At 59.6% G+C, this 15438-nt stretch carries 14 protein-coding genes and 1 tRNA gene; 6 read left to right on the forward strand and 9 right to left on the reverse strand.

The features are described 5' to 3' along the window. Positions 1–36: 36 nt before the first annotated feature. From tal to DNK59_RS31595, 3 genes are all read right to left on the reverse strand, one after another. On the reverse strand, positions 37–963 hold the full coding sequence (gene tal, locus DNK59_RS10015; RefSeq protein WP_110723088.1) for a transaldolase: 927 nt from the start codon (positions 961–963) through the stop codon (positions 37–39). A 177-nt stretch (positions 964–1140) separates the two neighbouring features. Next, entirely contained in the window at positions 1141–2151 is a 1011-nt protein-coding gene (gene dusA / locus DNK59_RS10020) for a tRNA dihydrouridine(20/20a) synthase DusA (protein WP_092316527.1), read from the reverse strand. A gap of 247 nt (positions 2152–2398) precedes the next feature. Next, positions 2399–2689, reverse strand: a complete 291-nt coding sequence (locus tag DNK59_RS31595; RefSeq protein WP_146249892.1) for a hypothetical protein — start codon at positions 2687–2689, stop codon at positions 2399–2401. A gap of 357 nt (positions 2690–3046) precedes the next feature. On the opposite strand from DNK59_RS31595, the gene DNK59_RS10025 reads away from it, so the two are divergent. Then, positions 3047–4618, forward strand: a complete 1572-nt coding sequence (locus DNK59_RS10025) for a GGDEF domain-containing protein (protein WP_110723089.1) — start codon at positions 3047–3049, stop codon at positions 4616–4618. A gap of 4 nt (positions 4619–4622) precedes the next feature. Here the strand turns inward: DNK59_RS10025 and DNK59_RS10030 are convergent, their stop codons facing one another. Next, positions 4623–5144, reverse strand: a complete 522-nt coding sequence (locus DNK59_RS10030) for a GNAT family N-acetyltransferase (protein ID WP_110723090.1) — start codon at positions 5142–5144, stop codon at positions 4623–4625. Positions 5145–5400: 256 nt separating this feature from the next. On the opposite strand from DNK59_RS10030, the gene DNK59_RS10035 reads away from it, so the two are divergent. The 3 genes from DNK59_RS10035 to DNK59_RS10045 all read left to right on the forward strand — a co-directional run bounded on the left by DNK59_RS10035 (position 5401) and on the right by DNK59_RS10045 (position 9015). Then, positions 5401–6225, forward strand: coding sequence for an arylamine N-acetyltransferase (locus tag DNK59_RS10035; RefSeq protein WP_110723091.1), 825 nt, complete (start codon positions 5401–5403; stop codon positions 6223–6225). A 117-nt stretch (positions 6226–6342) separates the two neighbouring features. Further along, the gene (locus DNK59_RS10040) at positions 6343–7164 is read left to right on the forward strand and encodes a hypothetical protein (RefSeq protein WP_110723092.1); all 822 of its coding nucleotides are present in this window, start codon (positions 6343–6345) and stop codon (positions 7162–7164) included. A gap of 309 nt (positions 7165–7473) precedes the next feature. Beyond that, positions 7474–9015, forward strand: a complete 1542-nt coding sequence (locus tag DNK59_RS10045) for a nucleobase:cation symporter-2 family protein (RefSeq protein ID WP_092316501.1) — start codon at positions 7474–7476, stop codon at positions 9013–9015. Between the two features lie 62 nt (positions 9016–9077). On the opposite strand, the gene DNK59_RS10050 is transcribed toward DNK59_RS10045, so the two are convergent. The 3 genes from DNK59_RS10050 to DNK59_RS10060 all read right to left on the reverse strand — a co-directional run bounded on the left by DNK59_RS10050 (position 9078) and on the right by DNK59_RS10060 (position 12612). Further along, entirely contained in the window at positions 9078–9659 is a 582-nt protein-coding gene (locus DNK59_RS10050; protein WP_110723093.1) for an SH3 domain-containing protein, read from the reverse strand. A gap of 99 nt (positions 9660–9758) precedes the next feature. Continuing rightward, a complete protein-coding gene (locus tag DNK59_RS10055; protein ID WP_110723094.1) occupies positions 9759–10916 on the reverse strand; it encodes an MFS transporter in 1158 nt (385 codons plus the stop codon). Between the two features lie 784 nt (positions 10917–11700). Then, positions 11701–12612: a LysR family transcriptional regulator gene (locus tag DNK59_RS10060; protein ID WP_110723095.1), complete on the reverse strand. Its 912-nt coding sequence runs from the start codon at positions 12610–12612 to the stop codon at positions 11701–11703. A 109-nt stretch (positions 12613–12721) separates the two neighbouring features. On the opposite strand from DNK59_RS10060, the gene DNK59_RS10065 reads away from it, so the two are divergent. Then, a complete protein-coding gene (locus DNK59_RS10065) occupies positions 12722–13561 on the forward strand; it encodes a hypothetical protein (RefSeq protein WP_110723096.1) in 840 nt (279 codons plus the stop codon). Positions 13562–13715: 154 nt separating this feature from the next. After that, positions 13716–14684, forward strand: a complete 969-nt coding sequence (locus DNK59_RS10070; RefSeq protein ID WP_110723097.1) for an ABC transporter substrate-binding protein — start codon at positions 13716–13718, stop codon at positions 14682–14684. A 292-nt stretch (positions 14685–14976) separates the two neighbouring features. Here the strand turns inward: DNK59_RS10070 and DNK59_RS10075 are convergent. Both DNK59_RS10075 and DNK59_RS10080 read right to left on the reverse strand, forming a co-directional pair. After that, positions 14977–15052: transfer RNA gene (locus DNK59_RS10075), tRNA-Asn, on the reverse strand. Between the two features lie 120 nt (positions 15053–15172). Further along, positions 15173–15370 carry a hypothetical protein gene (locus DNK59_RS10080; protein WP_110723098.1) on the reverse strand — a complete coding sequence of 66 codons (198 nt, stop codon included), beginning with the start codon at positions 15368–15370 and terminating at the stop codon, positions 15173–15175. Positions 15371–15438: the final 68 nt, after the last annotated feature.

The raw sequence follows: 15438 nt of genomic DNA on the forward strand, positions 1-15438 counted from the left end.
GTGAGGGTTCGCCCTTTTTGCATTGCTGCAAAGCTATCAGAACTTGGCGGCCAGCAGGGCTTCGAGCTTTTCCTGGTCGCGGGCGAACTGGCGAATGCCCTCGGCCAGTTTTTCGGTGGCCATGGCGTCTTCGTTGGAAGCCCAGCGGAACTGCGCTTCGTTCAGGCTCTGACGGGCCTCACCGGTCTTGCCAGGACTCAATTTGCGTTCCAGCTTGCCGGTGTCGGTGGCCAGCTTCTCGATCAGGTCCGGACTGATGGTCAGGCGATCGCAGCCAGCCAGTTGCTCGATCTGGTTCAGGTTGCGGAAGCTGGCGCCCATGACCACGGTCTTGTAGTCATTGGCCTTGTAGTAGTTGTAGATGCGGGTTACCGACTGCACGCCAGGATCGTCGGCGCCGACGTAATCGTTGCCGGTGGCTTTCTTGTACCAGTCGTAGATCCGTCCCACGAATGGCGAGATCAGGAACACACCGGCTTCAGCGCAGGCGATGGCCTGGGCGAAGGAAAACAGCAAGGTCAGGTTGGTCTGGATACCTTCGCGTTCCAGTTGCTCGGCAGCGCGGATGCCCTCCCAGGTGGAGGCGATCTTGATCAGTACCCGGTCGCGACCCACGCCGGCCTTCTCATAGAGTTCGATCAGGCGATGGGCGCGCTTGAGCATGGCCTCGGTGTCGAACGACAGGCGGGCATCCACTTCGGTTGAAATGCGGCCGGGAATGACTTTGAGGATCTCTTGGCCAACCGCTACGCCAAAACGATCACTGGCCAGGCCGACATCGCCTTTGCAATCGCTGACGCAAGCGTTCAGCAGATCGGCATAACCGGGAATGGCCGCGGCCTTGAGCAGCAGCGATGGGTTGGTAGTGGCGTCCACCGGCTTGACCCGGGCGATGGCCTCGAAGTCGCCGGTATCGGCCACCACGGTGGTGATGTTCTTCAGTTGTTCCAGCTTGGAAGTCATGAGCGTGCTCTGTCCTATGGGTCTGATGACATTACCCGAGCGCCGGCAGGCGCTCAAGGGCGCGAAAGGCTTACGGCGCCGCTGGGGGCGGCGACCTGAAAACAGCTGTCTGAATGCGGGACAGATTTCAGGTTATTCAGATATCAAAAGCCGCATCAGGTTCAATCCGCTTGACGGTTAACGTCCTTCAAGCAGTTGCCCGGCCTGATCCAGCAATCCCAATGGGTCCTGGGTCTTATGGATATCCACCGACAACAACTGGCGGAACTTGCGTGCTCCGGGGAAGCCGGTCCCCAGTCCCAGTACATGGCGAGTGATGTGGTGCATGGCGCCGCCGCTTGCCAGATGCTCGGCGATATAGGGCCGCAGTTGCGCCAGCGCCTCGGCACGGGAAATCACCGGCGCGTCGCTGCCGAACAACTGCTGGTCCACCTGTGCCAGCAGGTAGGGATTGTGATAGGCCTCACGCCCCAGCATTACCCCGTCAAAGGTCTGTAGATGCTCATGGCAGGCCTCCAGGGTCTTGATGCCCCCATTGAGGATCACCTCCAACTGCGGGAAGTCCGCTTTCAATTGCGCAGCCACGTCGTAGCGCAGCGGCGGAATATCCCGATTCTCCTTGGGCGACAGCCCCTCAAGGATCGCAATGCGCGCATGTACGGTAAAACTGGTGCAACCCGCCTCATGCACCTGGCCGACGAAATCACACAGCTCGGCATAACTGTCGCGGCCATTGATGCCGATCCGATGCTTGACCGTCACTGGAATCGACACGGCATCGCGCATGGCCTTCACGCAATCGGCCACCAGTTCCGGGTGCCCCATCAGGCAGGCGCCGATCATATTGTTCTGCACCCGATCGCTAGGGCAGCCGACATTCAGGTTGACCTCGTCATAGCCATGTTCCTGAGCCATTCGTGCACAGGCCGCAAGATCCCCCGGAGTACTGCCGCCCAATTGCAGCGCCAACGGATGCTCGCTCTGGTGGTAGCGCAGAAATCGCTCATGATCACCGTTGAGCAACGCGCCGGTGGTGACCATTTCGGTATAGAGCAAGGTGTGTTTGGACAACAGACGCAAGAAGTAGCGGCAGTGGCGGTCCGTCCAATCCATCATAGGTGCAACGCTAAACCGCCGGGACAGCGTAGGGCTTGAGTTTACTGGGGTTGTAGCTGAATTCTGGACCATTTTGCTCTACGTGTTTAAGGCGTGTTCTAGGGGGTAAGTGTGCGTTTTCTGAAGGGCGTTGGCTCAAGCTGCAATCGCTTTGCGCTTGTATCACAAGGCGCTTGCCATGATCAGGGGCGCCAACGCACCGATCGCTGCATTGGCTATTCGGCATGGACAAGTGTGATTTGCAATGGGCGCGAGTTTACCAAGAGACTCAAACCTTCGCCCGAAAACCGGCCGTTATGGTTTTTTATGTCGGGGGCGCTTATGTGGCGCGGCGTGCAGATTGAGGTTGCTTGCTATCCGTCGTGCAGTGGCGAGTCACCCGTCCGTGGTTGGGCTCCAGGCATTCGAGCATGTCATGAGTCTCTGCCTTTTCTTCAGGCGGGCCTGTAGCGACATGCAAGGCTTCGTCGACGATGGTTGGCACTACCAGCTCTGCCGTGCATGCAGTGGTAATGCAGTTAAAAAGCAGCCGTGTATTTGTCGCCTGGCCTACGACTACATTCTTTTGCGGATGTTCGGCGCGGCTGGGGGCTAGGTCGTTATCAGGCATTACGGTGCTCCCGCGGCTAGCTGTGCTCTGTACACTGTTGCCCGAATACCGTTGCCAGAGTTCCCCGATGCTCGGTTTTGCGTGTTCAGTGGGGCTTGGGGCGGATCAGGTGCTGGTGGCAGCGCGGTGTCGGCGGATTGTCAAATGTGCTTGTAGTCGACGTTGCGCGCTTCAGGCATCGCCCTTTGCGGCCGATAACCCTGGCGTGGGGCAGGCCATGTGCAGGTACGTGAGAGCCTTGCCTGTGTTCAAACGTCACGCAAATGATGCTTCGCAGGGCGCTGGTCGTTGCGCCAGTCATGAAAACAACCAGGAATGTGCCTTGTTGCCCAGGCCTTTCCCGTCAGGAAGACCCTATTGCCTGTCCCCATCTACGATCCTCAGCATGCCCCCGGCGGCAACCTCAAGCGCCTGCCGCTGCTCAAGGCCGCGGTAGCCTTCATTGCCACGGTGTTCCTGTGCCTGTGTGGTTTGCTGTTCCTGCAGTTGGAGCAGTCCTGGCGACATGACCTGGCTCAGGCTGAGGTCAACTCCACCAACCTGACCCGGGCGATTGCCCAGCAGGCCGAAGACACCTTCATGGAGGCCGACCTGGTGTTGATGAGCCTGTCCGAGTGGATCCAGGCCCTGGGGGATGAGCCCCGGCAGCGCCCGCGCCTGCAGCAGATCTTTGCCCGACGGGTGCAGGCCCTGACCCAACTGAGCGGGGTCTTTCTCTACGACAAGCAAGGCCAGTGGCTGGTCAGTTCGTTCAACGAGTCGCCCCACGGCAAGGATGTCGCCGATCGCGACTACTTCCGCTTTCACCAGCAGAACGCCTCGCTGCAGGCCCATATCAGCCCGGCGATTCGCAGTCGCGCCAACGGTGAATGGATCATTCCCATCTCGCGCCGGATCAATGACCGGGACGGCAATTTCCAGGGCGTGCTGATGGCCGGTATCAAGCTGGCGTATTTCGATCAGTTCTTCAAAAGCTTCAATATCGATGAACAGGGCGCGATGTTCCTGGCCCTGTCCGATGGCACCCTGATTGCGCGACGGCCATTCGAGGAGCGGCAGATCGGCGCTTCCCTGTCCCGCGGCGAGATCTTCAGCAAGTACCTGCCCGAGGCCACTTCCGGCAATGCCATGATCACCTCGATTGTGGATGGGGTGACGCGCCTGTATGGCTATCGCCAGTTGCAGGCCTACCCGCTGGTGGTGGCCGCGGCAAACTCCAAGGATTCGATTCTCAAGGGCTGGTACGCCTCGGCTTATCAATCCTCGGCCATCGTCGCTCTGGTGCTGTTGGGGGTAGGGCTGTTCGGTTGGGTGTTCGTCAGTCAGGTGCGCAACAACGAGCGGATCGAGATGGACCTGCGCAATGCTCAGGAGGCGCTGGAGGTGATTGCCACCCATGACAGCCTCACCGGTCTGGCCAATCGACGTTTGTTCGAGCGTTCCCTGATGATCGAGTTCGGCCGTGGTGCCCGACAACACAGCCCGTTGAGCTTGATCATGGCCGATATCGATTATTTCAAGCGCTACAACGATACCTATGGCCATGTGGCGGGCGATCACTGCCTGACGGAAGTGGCCCAGGCCCTGAAGAACTGTTGCCAGCGCAAGGCCGATCTGGCTGTGCGCTACGGCGGCGAAGAGTTTGCGGTGTTGCTGCCTGATACCGATATCCACGGCGCGCTGGCCATGGCCGAACAGATTCGTTGCAGTGTCATGCAGCGTGACATTGCCCACTCCGGCTCCCCGGTGGGGTGCGTGACGGTCAGCCTGGGCTGCTATTCCTTCGTGCCCAGCGGACGCGACAGTATCGAGATGTTTATCGAGCGTGCGGACGAGGCGCTCTATCAGGCCAAGGCCATGGGTCGTAACCGAGTCATGGCCTTGCCAGCGGAGCGCACCGGGGAACCCTTGCAGCGTTCCGATCGTTGAGGTGCTAGCAACGCTTGCAGAACACCTGATTGGCATAGGCGTTGCCCCCAAATTCATACGCTGTGCGGCCGACGCAGGCATACCCCAGGGCTTGATAAAAGGCCTGTGCCCGGTGGTTCTCTGACCAGACGGCGAGCCACAGGCATGGGGTATCGCTGTTTTTCACCAGGCTTTCCACCTGTTGCAGAAGCGCCTGGCCAACGCCTTGCCGGTGAGCATGACGCTGCACGTACAGGCGCACCAGTTCCACGGCGTCGGATAACCCTGGCAGCGGCGCTCGGGCCTGACGGGCGAATTCCGCGAACCCCAGCAGGTGCCCGTTGCGTTCAGCCAGCAGGAGGGTTCTTGCGGGGTCTTCGAGGCGCTGGCGGAACTGCTCCGGGGCGTAGACGCTCAGGGCCTCCTCGGCCAGGTCGCTGCGCATGCCATCGGTGGCGTAGGTGTCGAGAAAGACCTGGGTGGCCAGGCCACTGATGCACAGCGCATCCCCGTGCTCAGCGTGGCGTAGAGTGAAATCGACCGGCATGGCTACATCCTTGTAAAGGGGTTGGATTGAAGGTTCAGGATCGGCTGGGGCGTTGTTGCAGGTACTGGTGGATCGCACGGAGGGAGGGCTATTACAGGGTCGTCCACGGCGCTTGGCAAGGTCCAATCCAGAGCCACCGCAATAAAAAATATCAACCGAATTCATTGTCTGGATTTCCCGTTTCTGGCTTATACATAAGCCCGACCTGCCAGGGTCGGTTGTGACCCTGGGCGACCCTCATTTCAAGGATTTGTGCATGAGCCAGCCGCACCTGATGGACTTCGACCTGTACCTGCAGCAACTCGGCTACTCACGCCCCCCAGCGCCGATCCTGGAAAACCTGCGGGAGCTGCAATGGCGTCATGTCTGTCGTTTTGCCTTCGAAAGCCTTTCGACCCTGTTACAGGTGCCAGTGCCCATCGATCTGGCGTCCGTGGAGCGCAAGATTCTCCACGAGGGTCGCGGCGGCTACTGCTACGAGCTCAACCAGAGCTTCCTGGCATTGCTGCAGCACCTGGGCTATGAGGCCCGGGGCATCACCGGGCGGGTAGTGATGGGAGGGCCGGAGGATGCGCTCACCGCTCGCAGCCATCGGCTGACCCTGTTGCATCTGGACGGCCAACGCTACATCGCCGACGTCGGCTTTGGCGGCATGGTGCCCACCACGCCTTTGCGGCTGGACACCGAAGAAGAGCAGGCCACGCCCCATGAGCCCTATCGCATTACCCGGCGCGAGGGCAGCTACACCTTGCGTGCCAAGGTCGCGGAGCAATGGCGGGCTCTCTATGTCTTCGATCTGCAGGTGCAGGGCGATGTGGATTACGAGATGGGCAACTGGTACGTCTCCACTCATCCGGATTCACCTTTCCTTGGCCAGTTGAAGGTGGCGCTGATAGGGCCGGGAGTGCGCCGCACGCTGAACAACGGCAGCTACGCCCTGCATCGGATGGGGCAACCCAGCGAGCGACGGGAGATCACCGAGGCCGGGGAGCTGATGCGCCTGCTGCAGGATGAGTTCGCCTTGCGCCTGCCCAATCATCCGGAGCTGCGGCGGGTGATCGGACAATTGCTTGAGTCCTGATTCTTTGGGCTTTGCAGTGCGCGCCAGGGCGGGGGCGGAATCGATTCCCGGTTAAATCTGCAGGCTCCTGCTCCTTAGACTTCACCGGCAAGCCGGTCATTTCTCAAGGAGAGAATCATGCACAAAACACCCCGTTCAAATCTGCTCGACAGCGCTGGTGCATCACTGAGGCGCTTCCGGGCAGGGCTGCTCGCAGCCCTGCTGATCGTGCTCGGCCTGTGTTCCAGCGCCAGCTACGCAGTGCCCAATCCCGACGGCAGCTACAACCTGAGCATGGACGCCCGTGCCGGCTCACCCTATCCGCCGTCGAACAACTACAACGCCGATCTCACGGCTTCCGGTGTCGGAGCGGCGTACACCGTCCCGGTCAGTCGTCATCACATCATTGCCTACAACCAACTGCGGGATTTCTACATGTCCGTGGTGCAGCGTGGGCATCTCAAGGAGCTGAAAGGGTTCTGGGACGGCTTCGGCGGGCGCTTCCTCAGCTATGGACGGGACAACCAGGTCAACGTCACCCCGGCGGTGCAGGCCGACTACGACCAGGCCAAGACCCTGCTCGAAGAGATCGGTCGGGGCGTGGTGCGGGCCAACGCCGGCGTGCCGCCACGGCCGTTGGGCTGGGACACCTTCCATGGCTTCTACACCTGGATGCCGTGGAACCTGTTCCTCGGGCCAAACGGTCGCAATGACGACCCGGGTGAGGAGTTCGAACGCAACGCCCAGTACATCGTCAACAACACCGACACCTGGAACACCATCGTCAATCTGCGGGACAACATGCTGAGCTATACCCGTGATGGCAACGTCAAGACCCTGGCCACCATCAACTCGCAACTGCTGCGTCTGTCGGCGCGGACCAAGGTCTATCCATTGGTCAGTGATCAGTGGGTTCGTGTCGCGCCCAATGTGTACAAGATCCGGGTTCCGGCCCAGTAATTGTTCCTCGGGTGCGAGGTGTGAGCCGATCCGGCAAGCGGATCGGCTTTTTTAATCCTGTTTTTCAATTCCTGGAACCGCGTGGAAAAACTCGCGCGAGGGCGCCGTTCCTGCCCGGTGCTGAGTTGAGCGACGGCTCTGGGACGGCTTTTCAGGCTGGGGCGGGGGCGATAGTCGAGGGCTTTGCACGGGTTGTCCGCACGCGGGGGCCGCAGAAATCCCGAGTGGAAAACTGTATACAATCCTATGGACAGTTGTCTTTGATGTTGCATACAGTGTGCGCATAACAAAAACAGGGAACCCCACACCATGAATACGCCCCAGGTTTCACAGCAACGGCCCGAAGATGAAAATTTGGGTATTGGCGCGAATATGGCTTATGGCCTGCAACACGTGCTGACCATGTACGGCGGTATCGTTGCAGTGCCCTTGATCATCGGCCAGGCGGCCGGCCTGTCGCCGGCGGAGATCGGCCTGTTGATTGCGGCCTCGCTGTTCGCGGGAGGGCTGGCGACCTTGCTGCAAACCCTCGGCGTGCCGTTTTTCGGCTGCAAGCTGCCGCTGGTGCAAGGGGTGTCCTTTGCGGGGGTTTCAACCATGGTGGCGATTGTCACCAGTACCGGGGAGGGGGGCTTCCAGTCGGTGCTCGGGGCCGTGATCGCCGCCTCGCTGATCGGCCTGCTGATCACCCCGGTGTTCTCGCGGATCACCAAGTTCTTTCCTCCCCTGGTCACCGGCATTGTCATCACCACCATCGGCTTGACGCTGATGCCGGTCGCGGCGCGCTGGGCCATGGGCGGCAACAGTCGCGCGGCGGACTTTGGCAGCATGTCGAACATCGGCCTGGCGGCCTTGACGCTGGCCCTGGTGCTACTGCTGAGCAAGATCGGCAGTGCGGCGATTTCCCGGCTGTCGATTCTCCTGGCCATGATCATCGGCACCGTGGTCGCGGTGTTCCTGGGCATGGCGGACTTTTCCGGCGTCAGCCAGGGGCCGATGTTCGGTCTGCCCACGCCTTTCCATTTCGGCATGCCGACCTTCCATGTCGCGGCGATCCTGTCGATGTGCATCGTGGTCATGGTGACGCTGGTGGAAACCTCGGCGGACATCCTTGCGGTGGGTGAGATCATCCACACCAAAGTCGACTCCAAGCGATTGGGCGACGGCCTGCGTGCCGACATGCTGTCGAGCATGATCGCGCCGATCTTCGGCTCCTTCACCCAGAGCGCCTTTGCCCAGAACGTCGGGCTGGTGGCGGTCACCGGGATCAAGAGTCGGTTCGTGGTCGCCACCGGCGGGCTGTTCCTGGTGATTCTCGGTCTGTTGCCATTCATGGGGCGGGTGATTGCCGCGGTGCCGACCTCGGTGCTCGGCGGGGCCGGTATCGTCCTGTTCGGCACCGTGGCTGCCAGTGGCATCCGCACCTTGTCCAAGGTCGACTACCGCAACAACATGAACCTGATCATCGTTGCCACCTCAATCGGCTTCGGCATGATCCCGATTGCCGCGCCGAGCTTCTACGACCATTTCCCCAGCTGGTTCGCGACGATCTTCCATTCGGGCATCAGTTCCTCGGCGATCATGGCGATCGTGCTGAACCTTGCGTTCAACCACTTCACTGCAGGCAACTCCGACCAGCAGTCGGTGTTCGTCGCCGGCACCGAACGCAGCCTGCGTTTCCAGGACATTGCTGCGCTGCGTGAAGGGGACTATTTCAGCGGTGGCAAGCTGCACGATGCCGAAGGCAATGAGGTGCCGCTGGTGGCTGAGGTTTCGGGTCAATCGTCGCCGCAGTCCGGGGACGGTGCTGCGCCAAGCCATGCCCGCGGCAGTGCCGAAGCCACGCATTGAGTGCAAGTGTCACGGCATGAAAAAACGGCGCCCTGAAGGCGCCGTTTTTTATCGAGCCGTGATTATTCGAGGTTTTCCAGGGGTTCCAGGGCCTGCAGGACCTCGGGGTTGTCCTGGTACTGGCTGCGCAGGGCGGCGAGCTGGCGATCGTGGCCGGCACAGGTTTGATTGACGGCTTTCTCCAGTTCGGCCCGGCGCTCTTCGTCGTAGGCCTCCTCGCCGGCAAAGTGCAGGCAATCCTCGTGGCGCTGGATAAAAGTCGTGACCTCGCCGGGAAGTTGTGGACCGCCGTAATGACTGCCCAGCTGCAGGCGCTTTTCCTCGACCCAGCCGCTGTAGTCCTCACCGTCCTTGGCGATGTACATGACCTGGGCCCAGCCACTGTCGCTGGAGGAGTACACCGTCAGGCCGTCGCCAGGGATCACATAGAGTTTCTTGTCGATGCAGGCGGCGTCTGGTCCGCTGTGGAAGTGCAACCGTCCTTCGCCGATGACCTTGGCCTCCAGGGGCGGACGGTATTGGCCGGCCTCCAGGGAGGCGTTGTCACTCAGGGCGGCGCAGTCCACCGGTGGGCTGGCCAGGGCCGGCAGGGGCAGCAGTGACAGCAGTCCACACAGAGGTAGGAGGCGCAGAGCTCGGTCCATTGCAGGGTTATCCGTTGGGGGGCTTCGAAGGGCGCGATGGTAATGACAAAAACGCGGCCTGTGAATGACCTGCGGCCGCGTCGGCAGGGGACGATCCTGCTATTGCGCAACGTTGTCCAGTTGCTCCTGGCGCACCAGGGACAAGGCAAACCCTACGACCACTGCGGCGGCCACCGCCAGGGTCAGTGGCAGGCCATAGCTGCCACCGCTCATGGCGGCGCCACTGAGTAGAGGGCCGAGCAGGCTACCGATACCCCAGAGCAGGCCGGCACTGGCATTGGCGGTGACCAGGTCCGCTCCGCTGAAGGATTGTCCGATCAGCACGATGGCCAGGGTGTAGATACCACCAGCCGCCGCCCCCAGGATGACCAGGCTCGGCCAGAGCAGGGTGGGAGCGGTCATCAGCAGCGGCAGGCACAGGCCGATCAGCAGGGCGATGCAACCGCAACCCAGGTAGATGCCGGGGCGTCCCAGCTTGTCCGAGAGCCAGCCCAGGGGAAACTGGAATGCCGTATCCCCCAGGAGAATGATGGTCACCATCAGCGCCGCCAGCTTGATGCTGTAGCCGTGGCCGGCTGCGTACACCGGAAACAGCGACAGCACCACGCTGTCGAAAAAGGCGAAAAACAGAATGCCCACGCACAAGGCCGGAGCGATGCGGATAAAGCCCAGAACCGAGAAGCTCCGGCTTTCCTCATGGAAGTCCGAGGCGTCTGCCTGTGGCAGGGTCAGCCAGACCACGGCAATCGCGATGGCGTAGCCGACGCTGACGATCGCCAGTACCGCCGGCCCCTCGGTGCCCAGCAAGGACACCAGCCCTGGGCCCAGCAACTGGAAGAAAGTGAAGCAGGTGGTGTAGACCGCCACCAGTCGTCCGCGGCTGGCGTCCTCGGCCATTTCATTGACCCAGGTTTCCCCGAGAATGATGATCAGCCCGGCCCCCAGGCCCATGGCGACCCGGGCCAGGCCGAGGCTGTAGAGACTGGCGTCGGGCAGTTCCAGAGCCGCCACGCTCAGCGCACAGAGGCTGAAGCACAGCAGATAGATCTGGCGCCGGGTCAGGCGCTGGCCCAGGGCATTGACCAGAAAGGCCGAGAGCATCATTCCCGCCGCAGGCAGTGCCGACATGATGCCGATCTGGTTGTTCGAAGCGCCGGCCTGATACAGGCGCAGGGCGAGGATCGGCACTGTGGAGCCTATGCTCAGGCCGACAATGGAAATGCCCAGGATCAGGGCGGCTAACAAGGCTTTGTTCATGGTCAAGGCTCGCGCCTGAGAGTTCAGGCGGCAAAAAATAGAGGTGTTGCACACGCTGCGTAACAACGTGCGCCGAGATACGGGCGATGGCCTGCGTGTGGCATTGGCCTGGGCGTCGGCTTGTCGGCGAAGCGCTCAATGAGTGCTGAGTGGCTCTTGAGGACGTCTTCGCTGGCGAGCCGATGCCGGGCTCAATCGCAGCTAGCGAGTGCCGCGATGCGGAGAGAAGGTGAAGGCAAACAGGACGCTACGACGCCGACGATTGATCGCGCAGTCATGCTGAGCAACGGCCAGTGTTGCCGAGGGGCTCATCGAGGGGGAGGGGCACGGTGACTGTGCTGGCAGAAACATCACATCGTCTGGCTGTTTGGATAAAGAGGCGCACAGCCTACGTCAGGCCTTTGCGGCAACGCAACAGGTCGGAGGGCTTGGATTTCTGCGGAGAAACGGCGATGCATCCGTAGGTCTGACTGGCAAGCGGATCATCTCGAAGTTGAGGGGCTTGAACTGATTGGACGCAAGAGTCGGGCGCTCTTTTGGAGATAAAGGCAAATCAGTGTAGGAATATGGCTCATGACCTGGAGTCGAATATAAGAATAACCTACTGTTTTTTAAGATAAATCATCCATGGCTCCAAAATTATTATCCCTGCGGCTATCCCAGTTAAGCCCGCATTTTATGTAAATTTTTTCGTTACTCAACGAGCCAGAATTGGCCGGTTTTTGCCCGGTGCGAAAGACGGTAACCGACCCCAAAGAAACCATGCTCACGGGCTAACCAAGGATTAGCCGTGTTCAGGTTTTCCAGCATTTTTAATCCAGCTATCAAGCTCTGTGACCATTTTGTTGACCTCGCTGTCCTCTCGTTCCGAGGGACGAACTATGGCGTTCCAGGCGATGTCGAGGCCGTCGTTCAGGGCGGCCCACGCAAGCTCCCCACGCTCGAGGCTGGGGGTCACCAGGTCCCGTTGCAATATGCTGATTCCGTAGCCTGAACGAACCAGTTCAACGATGGCTTCGATCAACTCCACCGTTATCATGCGGCGCGGCAGGATGCTGGCGGGAGCGAAGAACCTGTCGTATTCCCAGCCACTGGCGCGATCGGTTGAGTACGTCACCAGGTTGTAAGTCTTGAAGTCCTCCGCGTAGATGTTTTTCCTGCTTGCAAGAGGATGATCGGTCGCCATGATCGCAATCAGGTCGTCCCGAAACAGCGGCAGTCTTGCTACGCCACTGGGCACCATGCCGTCATCGATGATGGACACATCTAGCCGTCCTTGCATCAGGCTTGCGTAAACATCATCGCGGGGAACGGTCACCAGTGTGATTTCGATGTCAGGCCGAAGGTTGGAGTAGTGCTTGATAAATTTTGGAATCCAGCGAAACGGGCCGTAGGAGGTGACGCCCATGCGTACAAAGGCGGTGACGCCGCCGGCCAAGGATCGGGCTTCGGATTCTGCTTCATTGAGTATCGCGATGATGTCTTTGGCGGCTCGCTCCAGGCGCACCCCGGCAGGACTGAGTCGTAATTTTCCGCCTGATCGTTCCGTCAGGCTCACACCCAGTCGCCGCTCCGCTTCGCGTATGCGGTGACTGACGGCCGAAGGGGTCAGCCATAAACGTTCGGCCACTGCCGTAATCGAATCGACTTCCGACAGGGTTTTCAACATCACAAGGTGATCCAGCGTCAGTCTCATGGCAGGCGACCTGAAAATAATTCACAAAAACGCATAAAATTATGAGCGTGACTTGTTTTTGGTGCCGTTGCAATCTGAATCCAGCAGAGCCCACCGGAGACCAACAATAATGACTACCCTGCCTTTCACACCTGAGCTCATCCTGGGCGATATCATCGATCTCGAGCGTTATCCCATTACCGCTCGCACCAGCCCCGCTTATCTCGAACTGGTCACGTACAGTCAGTCTTTGCTGGGGCAAGAGGGTGTTGCGATCTTCCCGGGTTTTGTTCGTGATCCATCGGTTGTCGCCATGGCGCAGCAGACACTTGCACTGCACTCGCGCATGTTTCATTTTCGGGAAAACCACACGGTTTATTTCAAACCTCAGGACGAGAGCGTTGACCCGCAACATCCGCTACGACGGTTGATGAACACTGCAAAAGACACCGTTGCCTATGCCGATATTCCTGGCGACCATTTGATCCGGCAGATCTACGAATCGGACGAAGTCCTTGCTTTCATCAAGGATGTCCTGGACCTGGACGCGCTCTATCGTCATGCCGATCCACTGGCCGCCCTTAACCTGCAGGGCTTCACGGCTGGACAGGAGCTGGGGTGGCACTTTGATCGTTCCGACTTCAGCGTCACGCTGTCTCTTCAGGCGGCGAACGCTGGCGGGGATTTTGAGTACGTGCGCATGCTGCGCAATGAAAACGACGATTGTTATGACGCGGTCAGGGCGTTTCTCGATGACCCGCAAACTCAGCAGATAGAGGTGCTGCCTCAAGTACCCGGCACCCTGACATTGTTCCGTGGTCGCTATTCATTGCACCGGGTCACGCCGGTGGAAGGGGACAGGCTGAGGCTCAACGCGGTGTTTGCGTACGTTGACCGGCCGAATGTCGAGTTCAGCGCCTATGCCCGCCAATTGTTTTACGGGCGTACCTCCGTTGACCCTGCAGTCTGAGTTCCGCCCAGAACAATAAAAACAATTGATTCACGCCTTTGCCTCACGTGTTTGCGCGCCAACCTGTCCATGCTGAATCTGATGGGCCCGTTTGCTCCTGTGCCGCACACAACAGTTCGCTGCCCCCAATAACAACGATTTGGAGCGTCTGGTCATGAAAAACAGGAAGAGTTTGCTGGCCTCGTTACTCACCCTAGGCTTGCTCGTTGGCAGTGCCTCAAGCCAGGCTTCGGGCTGGTGTGAATCGGGCAAGCCGGTGAAGTTTGCCGGGTTGAACTGGGAGAGCGGGATGCTCCTCACCGACATCATGATGATCGTGCTCAAGGAAGGTTATGGCTGTGCAACGGATCAGTTGGTGGGTAACACCATCATTCTTGAGACCGCGCTGGCCGGCAACGACATTCAAGTGTTTGGTGAAGAGTGGATGGAGCGCAGCGAAGTCTGGAAGAAGGCTGCGGCAGCCGGGAAGGTCGTTGGGGTTGGCGCTCCGATCATCGGTGCGACTCAAGGCTGGTATGTGCCGCGTTATGTCGTGGAAGGGGACGCAAAACGCAACAGGCCGGCGCAAGCCCCCGACCTCAAGACAGTCGCCGATCTGCGCAAGTACCCGGGTGTTTTCAAAGACTCGGAGGAGCCGTCCAAAGGCCGCTTCTACAACTGTCCTGCGGGCTGGATCTGCGAAAAGGGCAATACCGAGATGTTGAAGGAATACGGTCTTGAAAGCACCTTCATCAACTTCCGTCCAGGCACTGGTGCGGCATTGGATGCAGCGGTTCTGTCCAGCTACAAACGCGGTGAACCGGTACTGTTCTACTACTGGTCACCGACACCGTTGATGGGACAGATCGATGCGATAAGACTGGAAGAAAAGGCTGGGACCAACAAAGACGTCGTCACCATGGTCGGGCTCTCCAAGGCGTTTCATGAACAGGCGCCCGAACTGGTCGCAGTGCTGGAAAAGGTCAACATCCCCATCGATCTGCTGAATCAGAATCTGGCCAGAATGACTCGAGAGCGCATCGAGTCGCCGAAGCTGGCCAGGATGTTCCTCAAGGAGCATCCGGAAGTCTGGCACGCCTGGGTCGATGAAGGCATAGCAAAAAAGATCGAGGCATCGCTCTGACAGGACTCCAGGGCAAGGACGCCCGTCTTCTGTAACGCCAAGACGACGGCCAGGTAATGCCATACACATCGACACGACGCCGCTGGACTAGATGGGTGCAGTAACAAGGTCGGGGTAAGCGTCCAGCAAACTCACCTTCCGAGCTCCAGCATCAAGGGCGATGGTGTCCGCGTGTTTTTAAAATGGCTGGTATCCACCGGAATCCGACAGAACGCCAAAACGAAAAAACCCGCCAGAAGGCGGGTTTTTTGGGTGTTCCAGAGACTTTGAAAGTCTTCTCTGGAACCTTGTCTGGCTCCACGACCTGGACTCGAACCAGGGACCCAGTGATTAACAGTCACTTGCTCTACCAACTGAGCTATCGCGGAATGCGCCGTATCTTACTGATTCAGAAAGGGAAGTCAACAGATGCGAATGCTTTTTTTCAATGCGCTGCTGAGGTGAGTCCGAGAGTTTCGTCCGTGAGCTGAAGTGAGAGGGCGGGCTGCTCAGCCGCCAAAGGTCAAGGTGCCGAGCATCAGCTTGGTCATTAGCGATGTGGCTGCCAGTTGCACCAGCCACAGGGCCAGGCCACCGAGGAACACGCCGAGGGCGATTTGCAATACCAGACTCTTTTCGCGTTTTTGCGAGCGGGGCCGGTAGTGCTCAAGTTCGTCGCGGTCGGCCCGCAGGTCATCGTTTTTCATCTGGATTCTCGATTGGCAGGGGAGGCGTGGCTTCAGTCTAGAGGATGCTGGGGGCTGGGCTGCGGAGT

Origin of the sequence: Pseudomonas sp. TKO26, from assembly GCF_003225665.1 — a bacterium.
GTDB classification, from domain to species: Bacteria; Pseudomonadota; Gammaproteobacteria; order Pseudomonadales; family Pseudomonadaceae; genus Aquipseudomonas; species Aquipseudomonas saponiphila.

Excerpts from the sequence above, each read along its gene's own strand:
- tal (WP_110723088.1), bottom strand. The coding sequence starts at position 963 with ATGACTTCCAAGCTGGAACAACTGAAGAACATCACCACCGTGGTGGCC.
- dusA (WP_092316527.1), bottom strand. The coding sequence starts at position 2,151 with ATGGTCCAGAATTCAGCTACAACCCCAGTAAACTCAAGCCCTACGCTG.
- DNK59_RS31595 (WP_146249892.1), bottom strand. The coding sequence starts at position 2,689 with ATGCCTGATAACGACCTAGCCCCCAGCCGCGCCGAACATCCGCAAAAG.
- DNK59_RS10030 (WP_110723090.1), bottom strand. The coding sequence starts at position 5,144 with ATGCCGGTCGATTTCACTCTACGCCACGCTGAGCACGGGGATGCGCTG.
- DNK59_RS10035 (WP_110723091.1), top strand. The coding sequence starts at position 5,401 with ATGAGCCAGCCGCACCTGATGGACTTCGACCTGTACCTGCAGCAACTC.
- DNK59_RS10040 (WP_110723092.1), top strand. The coding sequence starts at position 6,343 with ATGCACAAAACACCCCGTTCAAATCTGCTCGACAGCGCTGGTGCATCA.
- DNK59_RS10045 (WP_092316501.1), top strand. The coding sequence starts at position 7,474 with ATGAATACGCCCCAGGTTTCACAGCAACGGCCCGAAGATGAAAATTTG.
- DNK59_RS10050 (WP_110723093.1), bottom strand. The coding sequence starts at position 9,659 with ATGGACCGAGCTCTGCGCCTCCTACCTCTGTGTGGACTGCTGTCACTG.
- DNK59_RS10055 (WP_110723094.1), bottom strand. The coding sequence starts at position 10,916 with ATGAACAAAGCCTTGTTAGCCGCCCTGATCCTGGGCATTTCCATTGTC.
- DNK59_RS10060 (WP_110723095.1), bottom strand. The coding sequence starts at position 12,612 with ATGAGACTGACGCTGGATCACCTTGTGATGTTGAAAACCCTGTCGGAA.
- DNK59_RS10065 (WP_110723096.1), top strand. The coding sequence starts at position 12,722 with ATGACTACCCTGCCTTTCACACCTGAGCTCATCCTGGGCGATATCATC.
- DNK59_RS10070 (WP_110723097.1), top strand. The coding sequence starts at position 13,716 with ATGAAAAACAGGAAGAGTTTGCTGGCCTCGTTACTCACCCTAGGCTTG.
- DNK59_RS10080 (WP_110723098.1), bottom strand. The coding sequence starts at position 15,370 with ATGAAAAACGATGACCTGCGGGCCGACCGCGACGAACTTGAGCACTAC.